This window comes from Candidatus Saganbacteria bacterium (genome assembly GCA_026387835.1).
Taxonomy (GTDB): domain Bacteria; phylum Margulisbacteria; class WOR-1; order JAKLHX01; family JAKLHX01; genus JAPLKZ01.
Genome location: JAPLKZ010000005.1, coordinates 222,007 through 243,047, shown reverse-complemented (window position 1 = coordinate 243,047; position 21,041 = coordinate 222,007). Strand labels below are relative to the sequence as shown.

At 48.7% G+C, this 21,041-nt stretch carries 25 protein-coding genes; 1 reads left to right on the top strand and 24 read right to left on the bottom strand.

The annotated features are described in order from the left end of the window. Positions 1-8: 8 nt before the first annotated feature. The 24 genes from atpG to aroQ form a co-directional block, all read right to left on the bottom strand. Positions 9-926: an ATP synthase F1 subunit gamma gene (gene atpG / locus NTZ10_02055; protein ID MCX5749019.1), complete on the bottom strand. Its 918-nt coding sequence runs from the start codon at positions 924-926 to the stop codon at positions 9-11. Continuing rightward, a complete protein-coding gene (gene atpA, locus NTZ10_02050) occupies positions 926-2,443 on the bottom strand; it encodes a F0F1 ATP synthase subunit alpha (GenBank protein ID MCX5749018.1) in 1,518 nt (505 codons plus the stop codon). Before atpA ends, atpG begins: the two co-directional genes overlap by 1 nt. Further along, the gene (gene atpH, locus NTZ10_02045) at positions 2,436-2,969 is read right to left on the bottom strand and encodes an ATP synthase F1 subunit delta (GenBank protein MCX5749017.1); all 534 of its coding nucleotides are present in this window, start codon (positions 2,967-2,969) and stop codon (positions 2,436-2,438) included. The genes atpA and atpH overlap by 8 nt, the downstream gene beginning before the upstream one ends. After that, on the bottom strand, positions 2,969-3,460 hold the full coding sequence (gene atpF, locus NTZ10_02040; GenBank protein MCX5749016.1) for a F0F1 ATP synthase subunit B: 492 nt from the start codon (positions 3,458-3,460) through the stop codon (positions 2,969-2,971). Before atpF ends, atpH begins: the two co-directional genes overlap by 1 nt. 31 nt (positions 3,461-3,491) lie before the next feature. Continuing rightward, on the bottom strand, positions 3,492-3,746 hold the full coding sequence (gene atpE, locus NTZ10_02035; protein MCX5749015.1) for an ATP synthase F0 subunit C: 255 nt from the start codon (positions 3,744-3,746) through the stop codon (positions 3,492-3,494). Positions 3,747-3,765: 19 nt separating this feature from the next. After that, positions 3,766-4,497, bottom strand: a complete 732-nt coding sequence (atpB, locus tag NTZ10_02030; GenBank protein MCX5749014.1) for a F0F1 ATP synthase subunit A — start codon at positions 4,495-4,497, stop codon at positions 3,766-3,768. Between the two features lie 113 nt (positions 4,498-4,610). Next, positions 4,611-4,862, bottom strand: a complete 252-nt coding sequence (locus NTZ10_02025; protein MCX5749013.1) for a type II toxin-antitoxin system mRNA interferase toxin, RelE/StbE family — start codon at positions 4,860-4,862, stop codon at positions 4,611-4,613. After that, a complete protein-coding gene (locus NTZ10_02020; GenBank protein ID MCX5749012.1) occupies positions 4,813-5,157 on the bottom strand; it encodes a type II toxin-antitoxin system Phd/YefM family antitoxin in 345 nt (114 codons plus the stop codon). The genes NTZ10_02025 and NTZ10_02020 overlap by 50 nt, the downstream gene beginning before the upstream one ends. 92 nt (positions 5,158-5,249) lie before the next feature. Continuing rightward, on the bottom strand, positions 5,250-5,456 hold the full coding sequence (locus tag NTZ10_02015; GenBank protein MCX5749011.1) for an AtpZ/AtpI family protein: 207 nt from the start codon (positions 5,454-5,456) through the stop codon (positions 5,250-5,252). A gap of 5 nt (positions 5,457-5,461) precedes the next feature. After that, a complete protein-coding gene (gene wecB / locus NTZ10_02010; GenBank protein MCX5749010.1) occupies positions 5,462-6,637 on the bottom strand; it encodes a UDP-N-acetylglucosamine 2-epimerase (non-hydrolyzing) in 1,176 nt (391 codons plus the stop codon). A 1-nt stretch (position 6,638) separates the two neighbouring features. Next, positions 6,639-7,691 carry an MraY family glycosyltransferase gene (locus NTZ10_02005; protein MCX5749009.1) on the bottom strand — a complete coding sequence of 351 codons (1,053 nt, stop codon included), beginning with the start codon at positions 7,689-7,691 and terminating at the stop codon, positions 6,639-6,641. Positions 7,692-7,902: 211 nt separating this feature from the next. Beyond that, positions 7,903-8,238 (bottom strand): hypothetical protein, encoded by a 336-nt coding sequence (locus NTZ10_02000; protein MCX5749008.1) that lies wholly within the window; start codon positions 8,236-8,238, stop codon positions 7,903-7,905. Then, positions 8,213-9,472 (bottom strand): FAD-dependent oxidoreductase, encoded by a 1,260-nt coding sequence (locus NTZ10_01995; protein MCX5749007.1) that lies wholly within the window; start codon positions 9,470-9,472, stop codon positions 8,213-8,215. Before NTZ10_01995 ends, NTZ10_02000 begins: the two co-directional genes overlap by 26 nt. Further along, positions 9,469-10,938, bottom strand: coding sequence for a DUF4127 family protein (locus NTZ10_01990; GenBank protein ID MCX5749006.1), 1,470 nt, complete (start codon positions 10,936-10,938; stop codon positions 9,469-9,471). Before NTZ10_01990 ends, NTZ10_01995 begins: the two co-directional genes overlap by 4 nt. 17 nt (positions 10,939-10,955) lie before the next feature. Next, positions 10,956-11,726, bottom strand: a complete 771-nt coding sequence (locus NTZ10_01985; protein MCX5749005.1) for a metallophosphoesterase — start codon at positions 11,724-11,726, stop codon at positions 10,956-10,958. Next, positions 11,723-12,412 (bottom strand): hypothetical protein, encoded by a 690-nt coding sequence (locus tag NTZ10_01980; GenBank protein MCX5749004.1) that lies wholly within the window; start codon positions 12,410-12,412, stop codon positions 11,723-11,725. The genes NTZ10_01985 and NTZ10_01980 overlap by 4 nt, the downstream gene beginning before the upstream one ends. Positions 12,413-12,414: 2 nt before the next feature. Continuing rightward, the gene (gene glyQ / locus NTZ10_01975; protein ID MCX5749003.1) at positions 12,415-13,314 is read right to left on the bottom strand and encodes a glycine--tRNA ligase subunit alpha; all 900 of its coding nucleotides are present in this window, start codon (positions 13,312-13,314) and stop codon (positions 12,415-12,417) included. A gap of 66 nt (positions 13,315-13,380) precedes the next feature. Beyond that, the gene (rodA, locus tag NTZ10_01970) at positions 13,381-14,640 is read right to left on the bottom strand and encodes a rod shape-determining protein RodA (protein ID MCX5749002.1); all 1,260 of its coding nucleotides are present in this window, start codon (positions 14,638-14,640) and stop codon (positions 13,381-13,383) included. Beyond that, a complete protein-coding gene (gene trpE, locus NTZ10_01965) occupies positions 14,637-16,109 on the bottom strand; it encodes an anthranilate synthase component I (protein MCX5749001.1) in 1,473 nt (490 codons plus the stop codon). The genes rodA and trpE overlap by 4 nt, the downstream gene beginning before the upstream one ends. Next, positions 16,093-16,467: a sulfite exporter TauE/SafE family protein gene (locus NTZ10_01960; GenBank protein ID MCX5749000.1), complete on the bottom strand. Its 375-nt coding sequence runs from the start codon at positions 16,465-16,467 to the stop codon at positions 16,093-16,095. The genes trpE and NTZ10_01960 overlap by 17 nt, the downstream gene beginning before the upstream one ends. Continuing rightward, positions 16,464-16,784, bottom strand: a complete 321-nt coding sequence (locus NTZ10_01955; GenBank protein ID MCX5748999.1) for a sulfite exporter TauE/SafE family protein — start codon at positions 16,782-16,784, stop codon at positions 16,464-16,466. The genes NTZ10_01960 and NTZ10_01955 overlap by 4 nt, the downstream gene beginning before the upstream one ends. Positions 16,785-16,792: 8 nt before the next feature. Next, positions 16,793-17,482, bottom strand: coding sequence for a 2-C-methyl-D-erythritol 4-phosphate cytidylyltransferase (gene ispD, locus NTZ10_01950; GenBank protein MCX5748998.1), 690 nt, complete (start codon positions 17,480-17,482; stop codon positions 16,793-16,795). Further along, entirely contained in the window at positions 17,479-18,144 is a 666-nt protein-coding gene (locus tag NTZ10_01945) for a M24 family metallopeptidase (protein ID MCX5748997.1), read from the bottom strand. The genes ispD and NTZ10_01945 overlap by 4 nt, the downstream gene beginning before the upstream one ends. A 1-nt stretch (position 18,145) precedes the next feature. Continuing rightward, positions 18,146-18,580 (bottom strand): type II 3-dehydroquinate dehydratase, encoded by a 435-nt coding sequence (gene aroQ / locus NTZ10_01940; protein ID MCX5748996.1) that lies wholly within the window; start codon positions 18,578-18,580, stop codon positions 18,146-18,148. 392 nt (positions 18,581-18,972) lie between these two features. Here aroQ and NTZ10_01935 point away from each other — a divergent pair, with 392 nt between their 5' ends. Then, positions 18,973-21,039 carry a penicillin-binding protein 1A gene (locus NTZ10_01935; GenBank protein MCX5748995.1) on the top strand — a complete coding sequence of 689 codons (2,067 nt, stop codon included), beginning with the start codon at positions 18,973-18,975 and terminating at the stop codon, positions 21,037-21,039. Positions 21,040-21,041: the final 2 nt, after the last annotated feature.

Genomic DNA, 21,041 nt, shown 5'->3' with positions numbered 1-21,041 from the left:
TTTCGTCTTCAGTTCAGCGCGTTCACGCCGCTGACCACTTCGATTATTTCCGTCGTTATCTGCTCCTGCCTGACTTTATTATATTGGAGCAGCAGGGCCGCTATCATGTCATCCGCGCTCAGGGTAGCCTGCTGCATAGCCACCATCCGGCTGGCATGTTCTCCTGAATTTGATTCCGCTAAAATATTCAACAGCTTATTTTCTATGAAATACCGGAGGAGTTCTTTGAACAGACCTTCCTTATCCGGGATGTAGATGAAATCCGGAATTGTATATTCGTATCCCGACTGAGTGAACGGGGCGTCGGAATGGACTTTCACCGGCTCATGGCAGATAAGATCATCAAAAGAGACCGGAAGGACCTCCGCTGAAGATACATCCTGTCTTTTTACGGAAGTGAACCGGCTGTAAAAGACCCGCACGCTGTCCACGCTGCCTTTCTCAAAAAGCCCGACAATGATACTTTGTATCTTTGCCGCGATCTCTTCCTTCGGAAGTGAAGCAGAGATATCGGTCCTGACCTCAAACCCCTTTTTCGATATGAAGTCGCGGGCCTTTTTCCCGACAGTTATGAAAGACACTTTTTTACCAGAGGAGACCTCTTCTAAGGCTGCCGCCACAATTTTGTTCAGTATATTGTTGTTAAAATATCCGCAGAGCCCTTTGTCGGACGCGACCGCGACGAACAGCGTCGAAACAACGTGCCGTTTTTTTAAAAGGCCGATACCGTCAAAGACACCTTCCGGGTTCTCTCCGGCGATCTTGCAGGCGAAACGCAGGATCTCCTGCAAACACGTCCGCGACTGGGCGAGCGGCTTCATGGAGCGCTGGAGCTTGATATTGGATATCATCTCCATGGCTTTTGTCACCTTTTTTATGCTTTCTATCGTCCTTCTTTTTTCCTTGATCGTCTTCTGGTTCTGCATCAGCGTTTGACTCCCGCCTTAAAGGCGTTCTTAAAAGTTTCGACCGCCGAAATAAGCTGCTTTTCCGCCTGGTCCGATATTTTCAAGGTATTCCTTATTTCGTTCATTACCTCGGGATGATTGCTTTTCATAAAACTTAATAATTCGGATTCGAACGCGGCTATCTCCGAGTTCTCGATATCATCCAGATATCCTTTTGTCCCGGCAAAAATAGATATAACCTGGTCCACCGCGTCCATGGGCCGGTATTGCGGCTGTTTCAGAAGTTCGGTAAGTTTTTCCCCGCGGAGAAGCTGCTGGCCGGTGCTCTTGTCGATATCCGCCGAGAACTGGGAGAACGCCGCGAGTTCCCTGTACTGGGCCAGGTCAAGCCGCAGCCTTCCGGCTACTTTTTTCATGGCGCTTATCTGGGCCGAGCCGCCCACCCTTGAGACTGAAAGCCCGACATTGATGGCCGGTTTAACGTCCGAATTAAAAAGGTCCGTTTCAAGATATATTTGTCCGTCGGTTATTGAAATAACGTTCGTCGGGATATAAGCGGAAATATCGCCCTCCTGCGTTTCGATTATCGGCAGCGCTGTAAGGGAGCCTGACCCGAGCTCTTTGTTCAGTTTGCTCGCTCTCTCAAGCAGCCTTGAATGCAGGTAGAAGATATCGCCGGGATAAGCTTCACGCCCCGGGGGTCTGCGCAGCAGAAGTGAGATCTGCCTGTATGCGACCGCGTGCTTTGAAAGATCGTCATATATCAAAAGCGCGTGACGGCCGCTGTAAAGATAATGCTCGCCTATCGCGCATCCGGCGTAAGGAGCGATGTATTGAAGCGCCGGCGAGTCGCTGGCTCCGGCGAACATGACCGTTGTATATTGCATGGCGCCGTGTTCATTAAGGATGTCAACTATGCGGGCTACGTTCGAGGCTTTCTGCCCTATCGCGACATATATACAGATAACGCTTTTGTCCTTCTGGTTGAGTATCGTATCTATGGCTATAGCTGTCTTGCCTATGCTCCTGTCGCCGATTATCAGTTCTCTCTGCCCTCTTCCGATGGGGATCATCGAATCTATGGCTTTGATCCCTGTCTGGAGCGGTTCCTGTACGGGCTCCCTGTCCACGACCGACGGAGCAGGGCTTTCTATGGGCCTGTATTCGGCCGTCCGGACCGGTCCTTTTTCATCAAGAGGTTTTCCGAGCGGATCTATCACCCTTCCGATGAGAGCATCGCCCACCGGTATGCTCATGACTTTTTTTGTTCTCCTGACCGTATCGCCTTCCTTGATCTTTTCGGCGTCCCCCAGGATGATGCATCCCACGCAGTCGCTGAGAAGAGAAAAAGCGATCCCAGTCACACCCGAAGAGAATTCGATGAGCTCGTTGTACATCACGTTTGAAAGGCCGTATACCGTGGCGACCCCGTCACCCGCAGCCGTAACGACCCCGCTTTCAAAGACATCCAGGTCCTTTGAGAAACCTTTTATCCGCCCGCGTATTATCGCTGTTATCTCATCCGGTTTAAGCATTTGCCAAGGCCTCCTGCATCTTATTTAGATAATTTTTGACGGAACCGTCCACCACCGTGTCCCTGACGGTCACTGTGCATCCTCCTATGACCGACGCTTCGATGATATTTTCCACTATGACATCCTTGCCGGTCGCCAGGGACAATTTTTCTTTCAGCCTTTTTTCCTGGTCCGGGCTTAACGGCACCGCGCTTTTTACGGTGACCTTCATTATATCGGCCGCTTCGTCGCACAGGCGGTCAAAATCATTTTTTATCTCGTATATGATCTTCTGCCTGCCGTTGTCGATCACGACCCCGATGAACTTCCTGAATATTTCCCCCGATCCTTTTTCAAGGACTTCTTCCAGCACCGCTTTCGCGGTCTTCCTGGAGACGGACGGGTTCATAAAAACAAACTTAAGTTCTTTTGACGCGTCTAACGTCTCCAGGAAAGATTTAAAATCCTCTTTCGCCCGCTGCAGATCCCCGGCAGCAGGGACACTTTCGATAAGAGCTTTGGCATATCTTTGACCGGTACTGCCCATCAGTTAAGCCCTGCCTTTTCTATTTTTCCGATGAATTCGTCTATCAAAGCGCTTTGTGAAGCCGCATCGATATTCTTTTCGATCACTTTCCCTGCGGCCATGACCACCATCGAAGATATCTGCGATCTCACGCTGTCAAAGGCTTCGGTCTTTATTTTCTCGGCCTCCGCCTCCGCGTCTTTTCTTGACTTTTCCGCATTTTCTGAAGCGTCTTTCTGGGCGGCTGTCTTCAGGCTTTCTGCCGTATTATTTGCCGCATCGATTATCTTCTTTGCTTCATCGCCCGACTGCTTTAATTTTATCTCATAAGAGGCTTTTATATCTTCCGCATCTTTCAGCTTTTTCCGGGCTTCGTCAGTATCCGATTCTATCCTGTTCTTTCTCTCCAGCAGGATATTCCTGACCGGCTTGTACAGAAAACTGTTGAGTATCCAGACAAGCACGGCAAAATTTATTATTACCGCGACTATCGTGCCGTTAATTTCCAGCATTTTTCACCCTGCGGACCAAGGACCGCAATATTTACTTCACGAACGGATTTGCAAATATCAGGACTATCGCTATCAGCAGCGCGTACAGAGTGAGTGATTCGATGAACGCCAGCGCCACTATCAGCAGCTGGGTGATCGAACCCTTTGCCTCCGGCTGCCTTGCTATCGATTCGAGCGCCGAAGCTGTCGCCTTCCCCTGTCCGAGAGCCGAACCTATCGCCGCAAGGGCCACGCTGAACGCCGCGCAAAAGACCGAGACCGCCTGGACCAGAGCTTGACCTTCCATTTTTTATCCCCCTTTCTTTCTAATGTTCTTCAGATACCGCTTCCGCAATATAAAAAGCAGTGAGCAGCGAAAATATGAACGCCTGTATCGTACCGATGAAAAGGTCCAGGAACATCACAGGTAAAGGATATAACAGCGGAAAAACGGTGATGGACACAAGGACCAGTATTATCGTCTCCTTCCCGAATGTGTTGCCGAAAAGCCTTATCGCCAGCGAGAACGGCTTGGCAAGTTCTTCGAGGACATTTATAGGGAAAAAGAAGAAATTCGGCTGGAAGAACTTTTTCATATATCTTAATCCCTTGTTTTTCAGGCCCAAAAAATGGATCAGCAGAAATACGGTGACCGCCAGTCCCGCGGTGGTGTTGATATCACATGTTGGCGCCGAAAGCTCCGGGATCCGTCCAAGCAGTTTCTCAAAGAACAGCGAGTAGACCGCGTTGACAGGGATCAGTCCGAAAATATTCGAGAAAAATATCAAAATGAACAGGGTGGAAACAATGCTCACATATACGAGTCCGGCATTCCCCATTATTCCCGTAGAGATGTTTTCTGTGAAGTTATATATCGCTTCGACCGCCATTTGTAGAAGCGAGACCGGTCTTCCGCTCTTCCTCAATACCGTGAAGCGCAGGACCAGCGCTGCCAGGACTATAAACGACGAGACGATCAAAAGCGAAACAATAGTATCAAGGTTGAAATAGATGTTATTGATCTCGAAAGTCGGATGTTGGCCAATCTGAAGTATCACGATATATTATTGTATCATTAAAAATATTCTGTTTCAAAGATATTTATATATCGAGGACCGCAGTCCGTCGTACGCAGCTCGCAGTTCGTACTGCGGACTGCCGACTGCGTTTTCTAATAAGCGCTCTGTCTGTGGCCGATATGAATAATAAGAATGATAAGCTCATTTTTATGGATTTCATATATTATCCTGTAAGGCCATACGCGATATGACCATTTGCCTTTATATTCGCCTTCAAGCTTTTTGCCTGTATAAGGTTCTTCTTCCAGTATCTTTAATGCCAGAAGGATCTTGCCCTTGTATTTTTTGTCGATCCTACCTATTTCTTTTTGGACTTTTTTTGGTATTACGAGGCAATACTTCATGCTTTTTTCCTCTCACAATATAGCCTTCCTTCTCCAGCAGGTCTTCCAAAGTTATATAATCGCCGCTTTTATATTCTTTTTCAGCTTCCTTTATGCTGTTCTTCAGTCCGGGGAATTCCGCGATAACGTCCAGCGTTTCAGTCCATGACTCAAACTCCTCCGCCGACATCACCACTGCCTTCGGACGTCCGTTTTCAGTCAAAGTATAATAAGTGCTGGGTTTTTGCACTTGCTCCGCTATATCAAATATATTCTTTCTGGCCTCTGAAATGGACAGTGTCGTTTTTGCTCTCATATATGGCCCTCCTTTGTTCGTACATAATAACGTACATCGGATATTTTTGTCAATGCCTACCGTACTGCGTACTGCTAACTGCTGTTTGCCTTTTACTTCTCTTCCTTCACTTCATCAAACAACCTGAACAGGCTCCTCAATCCCGCCGCTATACCGAGTACTGTAAGGACCAGGATGAACACCGGTGTTGTATGGAATTTTTTATCGAGAAATCCGCCCAGAAATATCCCGACAAGAGGAGGAGCTATTATGTTCCCTGCGATCCTGAAGGCGAGATCGGTGTATTTGAAAAAGCCCATTGAATTCAGTTCTTCGGCGCGATATTGCGGAAGTCGAATTCCTCGACTTTTCTGTCTGTGAAACCGAAGTGTTTCAGCAGGCTGGTGATTATCCTTGAAGAAGCGTTCCCGTCACCGTACGGGTTCACAGCATGCGACATTTTATCGTAAGCGTCCTTGTCCGTTAACAGCTTTTGGGTCTCATTGAATATTGTGCCGGGATCCGTTCCGACAATTTTTACCGTGCCGGCGAGGACCGCTTCCGGCCTTTCGGTTATCTCCCTGAGCACCAGGACCGGTTTCCCAAGCGAAGGAGCTTCTTCCTGTATGCCGCCCGAATCCGTAAGGATAATATAAGATTCCTTCATCAGATGCACGAAAGGAAGATAATCCATCGGCTCGACAAGATCGACGTTAGGCAGGTTATCCAGCACATCAAAAACGACGTCCCTGACGTTCGGGTTCTTATGGACCGGAAGGACGATCTGGACTTCGTCTCCGAATTTTTTTGCGATCTTTGCTATTGCTTCGAGTGCGTTCCGCATCGGTATGCCGAAGCTTTCCCTGCGGTGCGTCGTGACCAGGATCAGTTTTTTACCGGGTTTTATGCTGACACCAGACCTCTTCAGATCATACGGTCTCGAAACTACAGACAATAGTGCATCGATCACGGTGTTACCGGTAAGAAAAATATTACTTCGGGAGACACTTTCGCTCAACAGGTTATTTACCGACATCTCCGTCGGAGCAAAATGCATGTCCGCGATCGCGGAAATAAGTTTTCTGTTCATCTCTTCTGGAAAGGGATTGAACTTGTTCTTTGTCCGCAGCCCCGCTTCTATATGTCCGACCGGGACTTTTCTGTAGAAGGCGGCCAGCGCCGACGCGAAAGCGGTGGACGTGTCTCCCTGGACTATGACCATGTCCGGCCGTTCCTGCAGAATGATATCCTCAAAACCCTGCAGCGTCTTAGTTACGATATTTGAAATAGTCTGGTCCTGCTCCATGATATCCAGATCGTAATCGGGCTTGATGTCGAATATCTTGAGCGTCTGGTCGAGCATTTCCCTGTGCTGCGCGGTCACGACCACTATCGGCGCGAAGATATCACTGTGCTTGTAGATCTCGTTTATCACCGGCGCTATTTTTATGGCCTCCGGCCTTGTCCCGAAAGCGAACATCACTCTTTTTAACTGCTGCATTTTATTTCTCCAGTACCACGTATTTTCTTACGTATTTTTTGATCTGATAAAAGACGGTAAAGACAATTATTGCCACTATGCCCAGCACGACCAGCGCGTGGGAGACCCTCAAAAATGTTACTGCCAAAGTCCCGATGCTCAGCAGGATGCAGGCGCTGTATATCGAAAGGACGACCTGCCTGTGGCTGAACCCTCTGTCAAGAAGCCTGTGGTGGAGGTGTCTCCTGTCGGCGTCGAAGATGTGCCGCCCGTCGCGCACCCTCCTCATTATTACAGAGGCGGCATCAAAGATAGGGATACCCATTATGAACGCCGGAATAAGCAGGGCCAGTATCATCGAGCTTTTCAATACGCCTATCACCGAACAGGTCGCAAGCATAAAACCCAGAAAAAGGCTTCCGGAATCGCCTAAAAATATCGACGCCGGATTGAAATTATAGCGCAAAAAACCTGCCGTGGCGCCGGCAAGAGCTATCATAAGTATCGCCGCCCCCGGCTGGTGTATCCTTACCGCGACAATAAATAGAGTAGTAGCGGCTATCGCGGTTATACCGGAAGCCAGACCGTCAAGCCCGTCGACAAAATTCAGCGCGTTCGTGATGCCGACCACCCACAATATCGTGACCGGGACCGAGATGAAACCGAGCAACAGGATCCCCGTTACCGGGTTTGAAATGAAAGTTATCTGGACCCCGAACATTATCGGGACCAGTGAGATCAATATTTGAAGGAGCAATTTTTTTGTTGCCGGGATGTTTTTCATGTCATCGAACATACCGACTATCAGCATCAGGGAAGAACCGAGCAGTATGCCTGTTATCGCCAGATAGTTCAGGTGCATATGCCTTATGACGGCGATCAGAAGACCTGTCAGGACCGCTGCCATGAACCCTAAATAGATAGCCAGTCCCCCAAGCCTGGGCATCGAACTTTTATGGACTTTCCTGTCGGAAGGCTTGTCGATCGCATTTAACAGGAACGCTGATTTTTTAGCAAAAGGCACAAAAAGAATAGTTAATACGCTTGATATGAAAAAGACTATGAAGTATATCATTCAAAAAGAATTCTAACACAATTGTGCGGTATGTGGTGCGCTGCCCGTGTTAGTCGAACTTTTCTAATAATGCTTTGTCGCCTGTTTTTCTTTCTTTGCCGCCCTCTTCTCTTTCAGCGACAGCTTCGGCGCTTTTTTGTCATTCTTATTGCCCTGTTGTTCTTTATTTGCCATTTTCGTTCCCCTCCTTTTTTTTATTCAACGGATATTATTATTGTATCAGATTTTTTGCGAATATTGAGGCTTCGGACTCGGATATCTTATTACGGCCGGGCCTCAACGCGTTCGCCATTTCAAAATAATGGAACAGCTCATGCGCGACCGCTTCGTCTTTTTTTTCACTGTAAAATACCGCTATTTCTTTTGTTTTCGGCCTGTATTCGCTGATCCTTTTTACTCCGCCCATATTGACAGGTCTTTCAAATATTACTTTGAGGCCCAGCTTTTCAGCGATCTCTGCCGGCGTCTTTTCCGGATAGACAGATTTGATCTGATCCGCAAGAAGTGCACCGGACAGACTGTCACCGCATTTCGGCTCCCTGTTCATTGATCACCTTTCTCAGGTCGCAGTAATCTATTTTGCGGGGAGTGACATGTTTTTTCAAAGAGATGGCGGCTGCCGCGCCCGCTGCCTGGCCGAGAGCCATGCAGACCGGCATTATCCTCATCGAGGACAGCGCTTCGTGCGTCACGGAAATACATCTTCCCGCCACAAGCAAATTCTCTATCTTCTTTGGAACAAGGCACCTGTAGGGTATCTCGTAGTAAGTCCCCGGTCCGGGCTTTCTGAACGTAGTGCTCCTCCCGTCGGGGCTATGGATATCTATCGGATAATTACACCTGGCGACCGGATCATCGAACTTAGTGCCGTCCATCACATCGTTTTCCGTCAGCCTGTATTCTCCTGCGACCCTTCTTGATTCCCTTACACCGACCTGAGGTGCGACAAGGCTTATATAAGAATTCTCAAAGCCCGGGACGGTTTTCAGGAATTTGAATAAATTCGATACCTGTTTTCTTGCCTCGACCTCAGCCTTTGTAAGGTCAAGCACGTCAGTGCCGTCTACTTTGGGAACTCTTGTGGAATTGACCTGTATCTCGCCTTTCCTTGTCGTTTCGAACCAGAGAAAGTTCTCCCTCGGCGTGCGTATTCTGCCCTGTCTTTTGCTTTCCAAAAATAACTCATCGATCTTTTCCCTGGAAGGCATGTTTTCTTCGTCGATGCCCGAGACCCTGAACATAAGTGTCATCGGCTGGCTTAAATGGTCCTGCGGCCTGCCTTTTTCGAATTCCGCGCCTGATAAAGCGGCTATATCACCATCCCCTGTCGCGTCTACCACCCGTTTCGCGAATATTTTGATGTCGCCTGATTTTCCCGCAGCGACAACGCCTTTTATCTCATTGCCTTTCATTATGGATGCGACCGCAAAACTGTGGAGCAAAAGTTTTATCTGCGCTTCGTCTATCATCTCAAAAAGAATATTTTTCAGGACCTCCTGATCAAATATGATGTGCGGCTGGTCAAAAAGGGAGCCTTCGGCGCAACCATTTTCTTTCTTCAGCCTTTCTGTTATCTCTTCAAATATGCCTTTTACAAGCGGCTCGCCGTTCAGTTTCGGTACCATGAAAGGGTTCACGATCCCTGCGGCCGCCATCCCTCCCAGGAACCCGTAACGCTCCAGCAAAAGGACTTTTACTTCCAGCCTTGAAGCCGCTATCGCGGCCGCAAAACCCGCGGGACCGGCTCCGCACACGAGTACATCTGTCTGGATATCGTTCATGGCAAGATTATATCACAGTCGATTTCGAAGGTCCGGGGCCAGGGAAGGGATAGCTGTAAGGTGTAAGTTGTGAGCTGTAAGCTTGACAAGAATTCTTTTGTCCATGTATCCATTTCTGAGATCACCATCTGCTCGACTTCCTTGTTATTATCGCCCAAATTAAACGGCGATATCCCTTTTTGTTTTATTAAGGCGTTTATTTTAGGCCGGACAGTCGCCTGATACCCCAGATCATCAATGAAACGCTCCAGCAGAAAACTCTTGTTCTGCGGAAGGACTGCCTGCGCAAGGCTGCAGCCGATAGAATTGCCCGCCGTGTTCCAGCCGGCAAAAGAGGACAGCGATGACAGGTCTATGGCATTTTTCAGATAGAGCATGAACTCAGGGTCGCCTCCGTTGGCATAACAGCAGTCGGCTACCGCGGTCTTCTTTCCGATCTCCGCAGCAAGCACGATCTCAGAACAGAAATTCTTCAGCAGGTGCCGTTCTTCTTCCCCCCGCATCATAACTTCCTCGAATAAAAGGTCTTTCTGCTTTTTGTCGAACGAATGGACAAAAAGGACGACCTCTGCATCTTTCAGGGACGCGGTCTCTTTTGCCCCGAGAGCATTTATATGATCGGAAACAACCCCGCAGAGTTCTTCGTCCTCATACAGGGCGATGTCTTTGCCTTTGTTCTTTGAATATCTTGCCGCAATTAAAGGCGTCTTGTTTGTTGTTTTAAGTATCATCCTTGAGACTAAAACACAAGCCGCTTCATCAGCACCGTTCATTATCACAGCCTTTTGCCCAAGCCCGCCGTCGTCTATCATCTTACTCAGGTCGGTTTCCTCTTCTTTTTGAGGCCCGTTAACAGCGCAGTCTTCCTTTGCGATCACTATAAAGTCCGCGAAGCTGCTGCCTGCCAGTTCGATCGTTTTTTTATTTATCTCATGATTCCTTTTTCTGGCTAAGAAGTAATCATCAAAAATATTTTTTGGTATTCTTTTTTTTATATCCTCGGCAGCCTTGACGTCCCCGTGGTTTTTTGTGATCTCTGCGACTGCCGAAAGCTCGAAGAATCTGAAAATATTCTCCCAGATAATTTTAGAATCTTCATTTTCCACCGTTATCGACATCCTCATTAAAACATTGAACAGATAGACGGGGACATCCGGCCTTGTCTTTTTGATCTTTGATATTATACCGAGCCTTTTAACGGCTTCCTCAAGAGCTACCTTAGGCCGGCGCGACGCGATAAGCCCGCCGTAACACAACATGTCTATCGAGATGATGAAAGCATCGGCCTCGTCTATCTTACTTTCTATCCATGATGCGATATCATCAGGAGAACCGGGATCAAGAAAATGGCCCAATATTTCTTTGGGAGGACATATTATTTCTATATTCTCCGCTGAAGCCAGCTTAGCAGGGAACTTTAGATTGCACGGACGGTCGTCAAGCGGGACCAATGCGATCTTTTTCATGTTAAATGAAGATCCTCTCAATTTTCATCTTCGATCTTGATGACCTCATCATATATATTATCATCGTCGACCGTAATATTAACGTAGTTATAGAACCCGCCGGAAAAATAAGGCAGGTACAGAGAGCCCCCGCCTCCTGCCGCGATAATATACAAGACGCCGTCTTTTTCTTCTTTTGCGTATCCGTGGACATGCCCGCAGAAGACCGCCTTGACTTTATTTTTTTTGAAAATAGCCGTCAAGCTTGCTGCCTGGGCTCTGGGGAACATGACTTCTTCCGGAAAAGAACCGGAAATGTCAAATAACGGCTTGTGCATGAAAATGAACTTGGGCTTGTCTTTATTTAAAGAGAGGTCCTTCTTCAGCCAGGAATATTGCAAACTGCCCAGCCCGTTCGGCCGTACATTATCAAGGCAAATAAAATGATAGCCCCCGTGGTCCCAGGAATAGTAAGTGCTGCCGAATGTTGCCATAAATATCTGCCTGCCAAGATATTGGACGTCATGGTTGCCTATGCAGTTGTAAAACTTTACTCTCGAATGGCTGATCATGCTTTTATATTTCTTGAATTCCCACGCGGAACTTGTAGAGGTGATATCGCCGGTATTGACAGCAAAATTTATGCTTTTATCACTGTCCACCATAGTAAGGATTTTTTGAAATATTTTGTCATTGCCCTGGTTGTCGCCCATCACGGCGAAAGAAAATGCAAAAGCCCTTATTGAAAACAATATGAGGAATAATTGTACGAGGACTGCCGCGACCGCTGGCCTGGACAGCTTGATCATTCCAGCTTGTCTATCGCTTTTCTGTAATCTCTGGTGGCCTGTTCGATCATCTTAGCTGTCTTCCCTGTCACGATAGCTCCTATCATCAGCGATTTGACGCCCGTCTCGGCTATTATCGGGACCTCATCAGATCCGATCTTTCTCTGAGTAGGCACGATCACCGGCAGCTGCGAAGTTATCGCGATGCTGATGTAATACTGAAGGTCGCCGATAGTCAGGTTCTGGCCGTATCCGAGATGCGGGATGATCGCCGCCTCGATAGCTTCGCAGTTCTCTTCTTTTATCGTGACGAGGCGCTCGGACGCGTCCTTTCCGTCTATCGCCGCGACTTTTGTGATGCCTTTGAGCCCCAGCATGAAAGGCGGCATCTGATTTATGTTCATGTCAAAGAAATCAAACCCCATTTTGATTATCTCCTGCATCTCTTTCTCGGAGGGCTTCTTTTCGTTGCCCGGAACAATACCGACCGGTATCTTTGCCGCCTTTAGTATCTTTTCAAGATTTGGGCCTTCCTGGTCAAGAGAGCCGAAAGTGACGCCGCTTGCCTGATGCTTTATGTTGATGTGGACCTTAAGCGCGTCCGCTCCTCCGGCGACCGCCGCTTTTGCGAGGTCCGGGGAATTGTCCGGCAGGCTTACTATCAGTGTCAATTTATTCTTGTCAAAAAGCTTCAATAGTTTATTCATTGCTATTTATTCTCCTTATTTTTTATCAGCGGATAACTTAACTGTTCTCTCTGTTCCAGGTATAATTTGGCGCAGATACGCGCGAGCTTCCTGATCTTGCCTATATAATTAGCTCTTTCCGTAACGCTTATCGCTCCGCGCGCTTCCAGAAGATTGAACGCGTGAGAGCACTTCAGCACATAATCGTACGCGGGCAGGACCAGGTTCGATCTCAAAAGCCTCGAGGATTCTTTCTCGTATCCTTCAAACCACTGCATCAGGAGATCGATATCAGCCTCCTCAAAACTGAACTTTGAATATTCCTTCTCGGCCTGGAGGTGCACATCGCCGTAAGTGACCCGCTCATTCCATTCTATATCGTAGACGTTCGTCTTTTTCTGGATGTACATCGCGAGCCTCTCAAGGCCGTAAGTTATCTCCGCGCTTATCGGCTTCAGCTCGAACCCCCCGCACTGCTGGAAATATGTGAACTGGGTTATCTCAAGCCCGTCAAGCCAGACTTCCCAGCCGACGCCCCAGGCTCCGAGCGTGGGGGACTCCCAGTTGTCTTCAACGAATTTCAGGTCGTGTTTTTTCGGGTCGATGCCGAGGACGCTCAAAGATTTTATATAGATGTCCTGTACGTCCAGGGGTGACGGTTTCAGGATGACCTGGTATTGATAATAAGCTCCGAGCCTGTTCGGATTTTCACCGTACCTTCCGTCCCCGGGACGCCGCACGGGATCGACGTACGCCACGTTCCAAGGCTCCGGTCCCAGCACTCTGAAAAAAGTCGGGGGAGACATTGTGCCCGCGCCCTTTTCCATATCGTACGGCTGCTGGATCACGCATCCCTGCCCTGCCCAGTACTGCTCAAGCCTGAAGATGATCTCCTGAAAATTTAATTGCTTCGTTTTTTTCATCTATTATTGAAAATATGATAACAAATGCGGGGAGCAATGGCAAGAAGAAGCTCTAAGCGATAAGCTCTAAAAGAACAGCTTCACCCTTCTCATCGAAATGCTCTGGAGTATCCCTATCGCGCTCAAAGACACTATTAATGATGTTCCGCCATAGCTGATAAAAGGAAGAGGTATTCCAACGACTGGCGCGATGCCGAGCGTCATGCCGATATTGACAGCCGCGTGAAAAGCGAACATCGCGGCGATCCCCGCGGCCAAAAGGCTTCCGAACATATCCCCGGCTTCTATAGCAATGGTTATCGCCCTCCAGATGAGCACCGCGAACACGATTATCACCAGCAATGATCCGATCAGGCCGAACTCCTCTCCGATCATCGAAAAGATGAAATCGGTCCACTGCTGCGGGATGAACTGCAGCTGTGTCTGTGTGCCGTGAAGATATCCGGCCCCGAAAAATCCTCCGGAACCTATGGCGATCTGCGACTGGATAGTGTGGTATCCCGCGCCGAACGGGTCGGAAGACGGGTTCAAAAAGATAAAGAGCCTCTGTTTCTGGTAATCCTTTAAAAGATGCCAGACCACAGGCACGGCAAGTCCGGTCAAAATATTCACCGCTATTATGGAAATAAAATCTATTACTTTAGGCCTGATGAGATAGAGCGCGGCCGCAAGGATAACAAGATAGACCAGCCACCATATCCATGCGAGACTGGCAAAGACGCTGATGACCGGAGTGAATATCAGTAATAATATCATCGGGTTGTCCTGCGTCCAGACGACCATCGTGACCGTGATCGCGGCAAGCACGAGCGCGGTGCCCAGGTCCGGCTGTTTGAATATCATCAAAAACGGCACGCCGACTATCACCGCCGGCAAAAAAAGGTCTCTCAGGCGTTCAAGGCCTTTTTTAGACTCCAGATATTTTGCGAGAGCTATGATGATTATCAGCTTGGATATCTCCGAAGGCTGGAATGAAAACGGCCCGGCCCCTATCCATCGCTGCGCCCCGTAGCTTTCAAAACCGACGAACAGCACGGTCAAAAGAAGGACTATCATGAAAGCGTAAAGCCATGACGAAGCCGTTTTCAGATGGGCATAATCGATGTACATGAAAAACGACATGAACAACAGCGCCACGAAAAAAGTAGCAAGGTGCCTTTTTAAGAACATCAGGGAATCTATATTGGCTTCGGTAAAGATCGCCGCTTTTCTTGACATCATCGCGAACGTCGATGAATATATGGCCAAAAAACCGGTCAGGACAAGGAATGCCGCGCAGATCCACAGTGTCATGTCGGAATTCCTGAGCAGGCGGAAATTTATCATTTAGAGACGTCCTCTATCGCCTTGAGCAGCGCTCTTGCCTTGTTCAGGCTTTCAAAGTATTCTTTCTCCGGGACAGAATCCGCCACAATGCCGGCGCCCGCCTGGATATAGGCTTTTTTGCCTATCATCAATATAGTCCTTATCGTTATGCAGGTATCAAGGTTGCCCCTGAAATCAAAATAACCCACCGCGCCCGCGTAAGGCCCCCTTTTCACGTTCTCAAGCTCGTCGATGATCTCCATGGCCCTGACTTTCGGGGCGCCCGAAACAGTGCCTGCCGGGAAAGAAGCCGCAAAAAGATCAAAAGCGTCCTTGCCGGAGGATAATTTCCCGGAGACGTTCGTGACTATATGCATCACGTGAGAATAACGCTCGATCGACATGAAATCTGAGATCTTTATCGTGCCCGTCTCGCAGACCCGGCCGAGGTCGTTCCTGGCCAGGTCCACGAGCATTATGTGTTCGGCTTTTTCTTTTTCATCAGAAAGAAGTTCCTTCTCAAGAGCTTTGTCCTCGTTCTCGTCTTTCCCTCTGGGCATCGTGCCCGCTATCGGGCGGACCGTCGCGGTCCCGTTCTCCAGCCTTACCATGACCTCGGGGGATGAGCCGATAAGATGCATGCCGTCAAAAGAAAAATAATACATATACGGCGAAGGGTTGATCGTCCTCAGGCTCCGGTACACGTCAAGCGGAGTTATCGCGGCGCCGGTGCTGAGCCTTTGTGAAAGGACGACCTGGATGACATCGCCGGCTTTTATATATTCTTTTGCCGCTTCAACCGATTTTTCGAACTCATTTTTAGATGTGTTAGATTCGATTTTTAATTGCTTTTTTTTGCCGGAGATATCCAGCGGTCTTAGAGATGAGGCCTTCTTGAGCTTTTTTGCTATCGCTTCGATCTTTGCGACAGCTTTATCGTATGCTCCCTGCGGGTCATTTTCTATGAAAGCGTTTGAGATCACGATTATCTTGTGCTTCACGTGGTCGAACGCGAGGAACGTGTCCGTTAGAAGGAACTGGCAGTCCGGGACCTTGAGCTCATCCCTGTTCTTATCGGGGATGTTCTCAAAAAATCTTACGGTATCATATCCTATATATCCGACCGCTCCCCCGTGAAACCGCGGCAGGCCCTCTATATCTACGGGTTTATATTTCCCCAGGACCTCTTTAAGCGCCTTTAAGGGGTCGCCTTTCTTTTTCTCTGTCGTCTTTCTTTTTCCCGATACGGATATGATCTCGATATCGCCGCCTTTGCTCCTGAACAATATTTCGGGATCGCAGCCGAGAAAAGAATATCTCGCCAGGTTCTCTCCGCCTTCAACGCTTTCCAGCAGAAAAGAATACTTTCCGGCGATCTTTGAAAGCGCGGAAACCGGGGTCTCCGTGTCTGCGATTATTTCCCTGTAGACAGGGATCAGGTTGCCTTTTTTAGAAAGTTCCAGGAACTCATTTTTATTTGGAAAATACATCTTTTAATATCTTTAACGCGACAATGATCGCAAAGACCCCGAATATTTTTTTAAGGTCGTCCGAAGCGATCCTGCAGGCAAGATATGAGCCGAGAAGAACCCCTGCTACCGAACCGCAAGCCATCCTTACTCCGACATCCCTGTTGATCTTATCCCTTATAGAATAACCGTAAGCTCCCATTATCGCTGTGGGGATTATGACCGCGAGAGATACCCCCTGGGCAAGATGCTGCGAAAAGCCGAGTATTATCACAAGAGCAGGCACTATTATCGTGCCGCCACCCACGCCCAGCATCCCGCTCAACAGCCCTGCACCGAACCCCGTCAAAACGATCATTGTCAGTATTGTTATTGTCATTTTATTAAGAATTTTATCCCGACCACCATCAAAAATAAGACATAGATGATCTTTAAGTTCTTTTCCGATATCTTGTTAGCGAACGAGCTTCCGAAATACGCTCCGGCAAAACTGCCTATCGCGACCCAGAGCGCCACGCCGACGTTCAGATATCCCGATACCGCGTAAGTCGCTGCTCCGACCGCAGCCGTGGGTATGATCGCGAACAGCGATGTCCCCTGCGTTTCATGCTGGTTCATTTTTAATAATATGACCATCGCAGGGACCATCACGATCCCGCCTCCCACCCCCACAAGCCCGCTTATCAGGCCTGCCATTATACCGATTATGACTGTTTTGATCTCAGTATCGCCTCCGCGATCATCAGGTCTTCCGGCGTTGTTATCTTGATATTATCGTAGGACCCGCTGATCATCTTCACTTTTTCACCGAGCCGCTCTACCAGCCTCGCGTCGTCCGTTGCCTGGATGTCCAGCCTGTTTGCTCTCTCGTAGGCTTCTTTTATAAGTTTAAAATCGAACACCTGCGGCGTCTGGACCTGCCACAGGATCTCCCTGTCAAGGGTGTTCGAGACAAGCCTGTCGTCCTTCACCGTTTTTATTGTGTCCTTGACCGGGACCCCCACTATCACCGCTCTGTGCGCCCTTGTCTCGCTGACCGCCTCAAGGATTATCTCTTTTGTCACAAAAGGTCTCGCGCCGTCATGGATCACGACGATATCCGTGTCATCCGAGACGACCTGCAGCCCGTTATAGACCGATGCCTGTCTCGACGCTCCGCCCTGTATTATATGCCTTATTTTTTTGTAGCCTTCCCTCTCTTTTAATTTTCTCGCTTTTTCTATCTCGTCGAGCGCGACGACAAGGATGATATCGTCGATGATCTCCGAATTCTCAAAAGCTTTTATCGTGAGGCCGAGCACAGGTTTGCCGCAGATCTCGATAAAAAGCTTTCCGTCGGGACTGCGCATCCTGGTGCCAAGCCCGCCCGCCGCGATTATTGCCGTAGTCTTCATCGGAGCGCGTGCGTCAGCATCTCATGGCCGTCCTTTGTCACAAGTATCATATCCTCTATCCTTATGCCGCCCCATTTTTTAAAATAAAGTCCCGGTTCTATCGTCACTACCATACCTTGCCTCAAAACCTCGTCGCTTTTAAAGGATATCCTCGGCGGTTCGTGGACATGCCTGCCGATCCCGTGCCCGGTGCTGTGACAGAAGTATTTTTCAAGGCCGTGTTTCTTGAACTCGCTTCTGACCTTTTTATCGATCACTTTTACCGGGACACCGTCGGCCACCGCCCTTGCCGCCTTTAAATGGGCCTTTAATACAAGATTATAGACCTTTTTCTGAAAACCTGTAAACTTTCCGAGATGGACCGTCCGCGTAATATCCGACTTCCATCCCTTATACACAGCGCCGAAATCCAGCATCACGATCTCGTTCTTCCTGATCTTTTTCTTTGTGGCATAACCGTGAGGGAACGACGATCTTCTGCCTGAAGCTACTATTATGTCAAAAGAATGGCCTTCAGCGCCTTTTTTTCTCAGCATCCTCCTGATCATGAGGGCTACTTGTTTTTCGGTCATTCCGGGTTGTATTAAAAGGGTGATCTCATCCATAACGGAGGAAGCGATGCTTGCCGCTTTTCTTAAGCAGCGTATCCGGAGAGATCCCATCTTACTTTATCAAAGATACAGCGGCGCGGAGACCCAAGAGGTAGCTGTCTTTTCCGAAACCCGCGATCTGACCCGATGCCACGGGAGCGATTACGGATCTTTGCCTGAATTTCTCGCGGGCGTAGATGTTCGACATGTGGATTTCCACGGTCGGGAGCTTCACTGCCGCTATCGCGTCCCTTATGACGACGCTGGTATGCGTGTAACCTCCGGGATTGATAACAATAGCGCCATACCTGTCTTTCGCTGCCTGGATGGCGTTCACTATCTCGCCTTCTATGTTATTCTGAAAAAAATCCACTTTCGCCCCGAGCTCTTTTCCGAGTTTCTTCAGCTCTTTATTGATATCTTCCATCGTGAAACTCCCGTACACGGAAGGTTCCCTTTGGCCGAGAAGGTTGAGATTCGCGCCGTGGATGACCAGGATGTTTTTCATTTTATTTACTCTCGTCCTTAGCGCTGCTGCAAAAGAAGCCCTAGTTGTCTGCATTTTTATTTTCTCCCTTTAATATCCGGATCGTCACCGGCTGAAAGAGTATCGATGGTATTTATTGAAAATTTCACTCGATTTTGATCTTGGGCAGGGAAACAGGATGTTTTTCATTTTATTTACTCCAATTAAATTATATCATACCATCCCATACCTCACCCCCGCCTGCTTCGCTATGCGAAGCATTGCGGGCAGGCTTCCCTCTCCCTGAGGGAGAGGGTGCATAAAAAAGTTGATTGAAATATTCAACAAGCATTTTTTTCTCCCTCTCCCGCGGTTAGCGGGAGAGGGTTGGGGTGAGGGTTGCTGTTATTACCATGTTATAATCATTAAAGAAAATGCCGAAAAAGAAAAAGAAGCAGGGCGGCAGCTGGATGATAGTAATATTACTTATTGTCATCGCGGCTACAGCCGGTTTTGCCATCCAGGGGTCTGTTCAACTGCCGGACCTTTCTGACCTGAGCGACGCCGTCCCGTTCGAATCTACGATCATATATTCGGCCGACGGGACCGTGCTAGGGACCATACACGCGGGGGAAAAAAGAATATCCGTTCCCATCTCGCAGATATCCCCTTACCTGATAAAAGCGGTGCTGGCTTCGGAAGACAATGATTTTTTCAACCACCGCGGGATCTCGCTGAAAGCGATCGCAAGAGCGACACTGGTAAATCTTTTCAGCGGCCGTATCGAGCAGGGAGGAAGCACAATCACTCAGCAGCTGGCCAGGTCTCTCTTTTTGAACACAAAAAAAACTTTCGGCAGGAAATTATCGGAAATGTATATAGCATTGGAGCTTGAGCGCAAATACACGAAAGAAGAGATCCTTGAGATGTATTTGAACCAGGTCTACTGGGGGCACAACACTTACGGGTCCGACACCGCTTCCCAGATCTATTTCGGCAAGCATGCGGACAGCCTTACCCTCGGAGAGGCAGCGCTTCTTGCCAGTATTTTAGGGGCTCCTGAAATATATTCGCCATACAGGAATTTTGATCTCGCAATTAAAAAGAGAGACAATGTCCTTGAAAAAATGGCCCGCGACGGGATGATAACGGACGAACAGGCGGAAACGGCAAAAAAAGAAAAAGTCACCCTTTCGATGGGACAGATGAACAAATATAAGTTCAACGCGCCTTATTTCACCACTTTTGTGATCAACCAGCTTGTTGAAAAATACGGGCCGGAGATGGTCTACAAGGGCGGGTTAAGGATCTACACGACGCTTAATATGCCGATGCAGCACGTGGCCGAAAGCACGGTCTCAAGTTTCATCATGAAAGAAGGTCCTAAATACCATTTCTCGCAAGCCGCGCTTTTGACCATCGACCCCGTTACGGGCCATATACTGACGATGGTCGGAGGGAGCGATTTTAACAAAAGCGAGTTCAACAGGGTGACCCAGGCAAAAAGATCACCCGGGTCATCGTTCAAACCGTTTGTCTACACCGCGGCCATGGAACAGGGTATCTCTCCCGGAGATATACTGTATGACACGCCTGCGACTTTCGACGTGTTCCCGGACAAGGAACATCCGGACGGCAAATGGAAGCCGAAAGATTTTGACAAAAAGTTCAGGGGACCTGTCATGCTGCGTTACGCGCTTGAGAACTCCCTTAATCTCCCGGCTATAAAACTGCTGCAGAAAGTCGGGATCGACAACGCGATAGCTGTCGCTCACAAAATGGGGATAAAGTCCGATATAAGCCCCAGCCTCTCTCTCGTGCTCGGCACATCCGATATGTCTCTTTTGGAGATGACCTCCGCTTACAGCTCTTTTGCGACCGGAGGTGTGAGGGCGGATCCTCTCTGCATATCAAAGATAACAGACAAGAACGGCCGGATCATCGAAGAGAACGAAGATAAAAAGACGCAGGTGCTGGAGCCCAAGATCGCTTATATCATGGTCGACATGATGAAAGGGGTCATCGCGATCGGCACGGGATATCGCGCCAAGATAGGCAGGCCCGCAGCGGCAAAGACCGGAACATCCGATAATTTCCGCGACGCCTGGTTCATAGGATTCGTGCCGCAGCTGATAACCGGAGTATGGGTCGGCAACGACGACAATACTCCCATGAAGGGCGTCGCGGAGGTCTCGGTGTGCCCCAGGATATGGAAACAGTTCATGGAGACCGTACTTTCAGCGACGCCTCCCGAAGATTTTCCAAAACCGGAAAATGTCGTAAATGTCAGGATCTGCCTTTATTCCGGCCGTCTTGCCGGTCCGGACTGTCCTCCCGGGAAAGTCAAATGGGCCACTTTCTGGGCAGGTAAGCAGCCGACGAGCGTCTGCGCAAGCTCCCACGGCAAAAAGACTACCCCGGCAAACGGGGAAGAGATCATTAAAGAAGGATCGGGACCTTCGGATACCGGAACAAAAGAATTTTATGAGGAGACATTTTAGAG

Bases quoted from the DNA above. Each gene is read 5' to 3' on its own strand.
- NTZ10_02020 (MCX5749012.1), bottom strand. From the start codon at position 5,157: ATGAGAGCAAAAACGACACTGTCCATTTCAGAGGCCAGAAAGAATATA.
- wecB (MCX5749010.1), bottom strand. From the start codon at position 6,637: ATGCAGCAGTTAAAAAGAGTGATGTTCGCTTTCGGGACAAGGCCGGAG.
- NTZ10_02000 (MCX5749008.1), bottom strand. From the start codon at position 8,238: ATGAACAGGGAGCCGAAATGCGGTGACAGTCTGTCCGGTGCACTTCTT.
- atpH (MCX5749017.1), bottom strand. From the start codon at position 2,969: ATGGGCAGTACCGGTCAAAGATATGCCAAAGCTCTTATCGAAAGTGTC.
- NTZ10_01985 (MCX5749005.1), bottom strand. From the start codon at position 11,726: ATGATCAAGCTGTCCAGGCCAGCGGTCGCGGCAGTCCTCGTACAATTA.
- NTZ10_01960 (MCX5749000.1), bottom strand. From the start codon at position 16,467: ATGACAATAACAATACTGACAATGATCGTTTTGACGGGGTTCGGTGCA.
- NTZ10_01995 (MCX5749007.1), bottom strand. From the start codon at position 9,472: ATGAACGATATCCAGACAGATGTACTCGTGTGCGGAGCCGGTCCCGCG.
- glyQ (MCX5749003.1), bottom strand. From the start codon at position 13,314: ATGAAAAAAACGAAGCAATTAAATTTTCAGGAGATCATCTTCAGGCTT.
- NTZ10_02005 (MCX5749009.1), bottom strand. From the start codon at position 7,691: ATGATATACTTCATAGTCTTTTTCATATCAAGCGTATTAACTATTCTT.
- NTZ10_01935 (MCX5748995.1), top strand. From the start codon at position 18,973: ATGCCGAAAAAGAAAAAGAAGCAGGGCGGCAGCTGGATGATAGTAATA.
- atpE (MCX5749015.1), bottom strand. From the start codon at position 3,746: ATGGAAGGTCAAGCTCTGGTCCAGGCGGTCTCGGTCTTTTGCGCGGCG.
- atpF (MCX5749016.1), bottom strand. From the start codon at position 3,460: ATGCTGGAAATTAACGGCACGATAGTCGCGGTAATAATAAATTTTGCC.
- NTZ10_01980 (MCX5749004.1), bottom strand. From the start codon at position 12,412: ATGAATAAACTATTGAAGCTTTTTGACAAGAATAAATTGACACTGATA.
- atpG (MCX5749019.1), bottom strand. From the start codon at position 926: ATGCAGAACCAGAAGACGATCAAGGAAAAAAGAAGGACGATAGAAAGC.
- NTZ10_02025 (MCX5749013.1), bottom strand. From the start codon at position 4,862: ATGAAGTATTGCCTCGTAATACCAAAAAAAGTCCAAAAAGAAATAGGT.
- atpA (MCX5749018.1), bottom strand. From the start codon at position 2,443: ATGCTTAAACCGGATGAGATAACAGCGATAATACGCGGGCGGATAAAA.
- trpE (MCX5749001.1), bottom strand. From the start codon at position 16,109: ATGTATTTTCCAAATAAAAATGAGTTCCTGGAACTTTCTAAAAAAGGC.
- ispD (MCX5748998.1), bottom strand. From the start codon at position 17,482: ATGAAGACTACGGCAATAATCGCGGCGGGCGGGCTTGGCACCAGGATG.
- NTZ10_02015 (MCX5749011.1), bottom strand. From the start codon at position 5,456: ATGGGCTTTTTCAAATACACCGATCTCGCCTTCAGGATCGCAGGGAAC.
- NTZ10_01945 (MCX5748997.1), bottom strand. From the start codon at position 18,144: ATGGGATCTCTCCGGATACGCTGCTTAAGAAAAGCGGCAAGCATCGCT.
- NTZ10_01955 (MCX5748999.1), bottom strand. From the start codon at position 16,784: ATGGCAGGCCTGATAAGCGGGCTTGTGGGGGTGGGAGGCGGGATCGTG.
- rodA (MCX5749002.1), bottom strand. From the start codon at position 14,640: ATGATAAATTTCCGCCTGCTCAGGAATTCCGACATGACACTGTGGATC.
- aroQ (MCX5748996.1), bottom strand. From the start codon at position 18,580: ATGAAAAACATCCTGGTCATCCACGGCGCGAATCTCAACCTTCTCGGC.
- NTZ10_01990 (MCX5749006.1), bottom strand. From the start codon at position 10,938: ATGAAAAAGATCGCATTGGTCCCGCTTGACGACCGTCCGTGCAATCTA.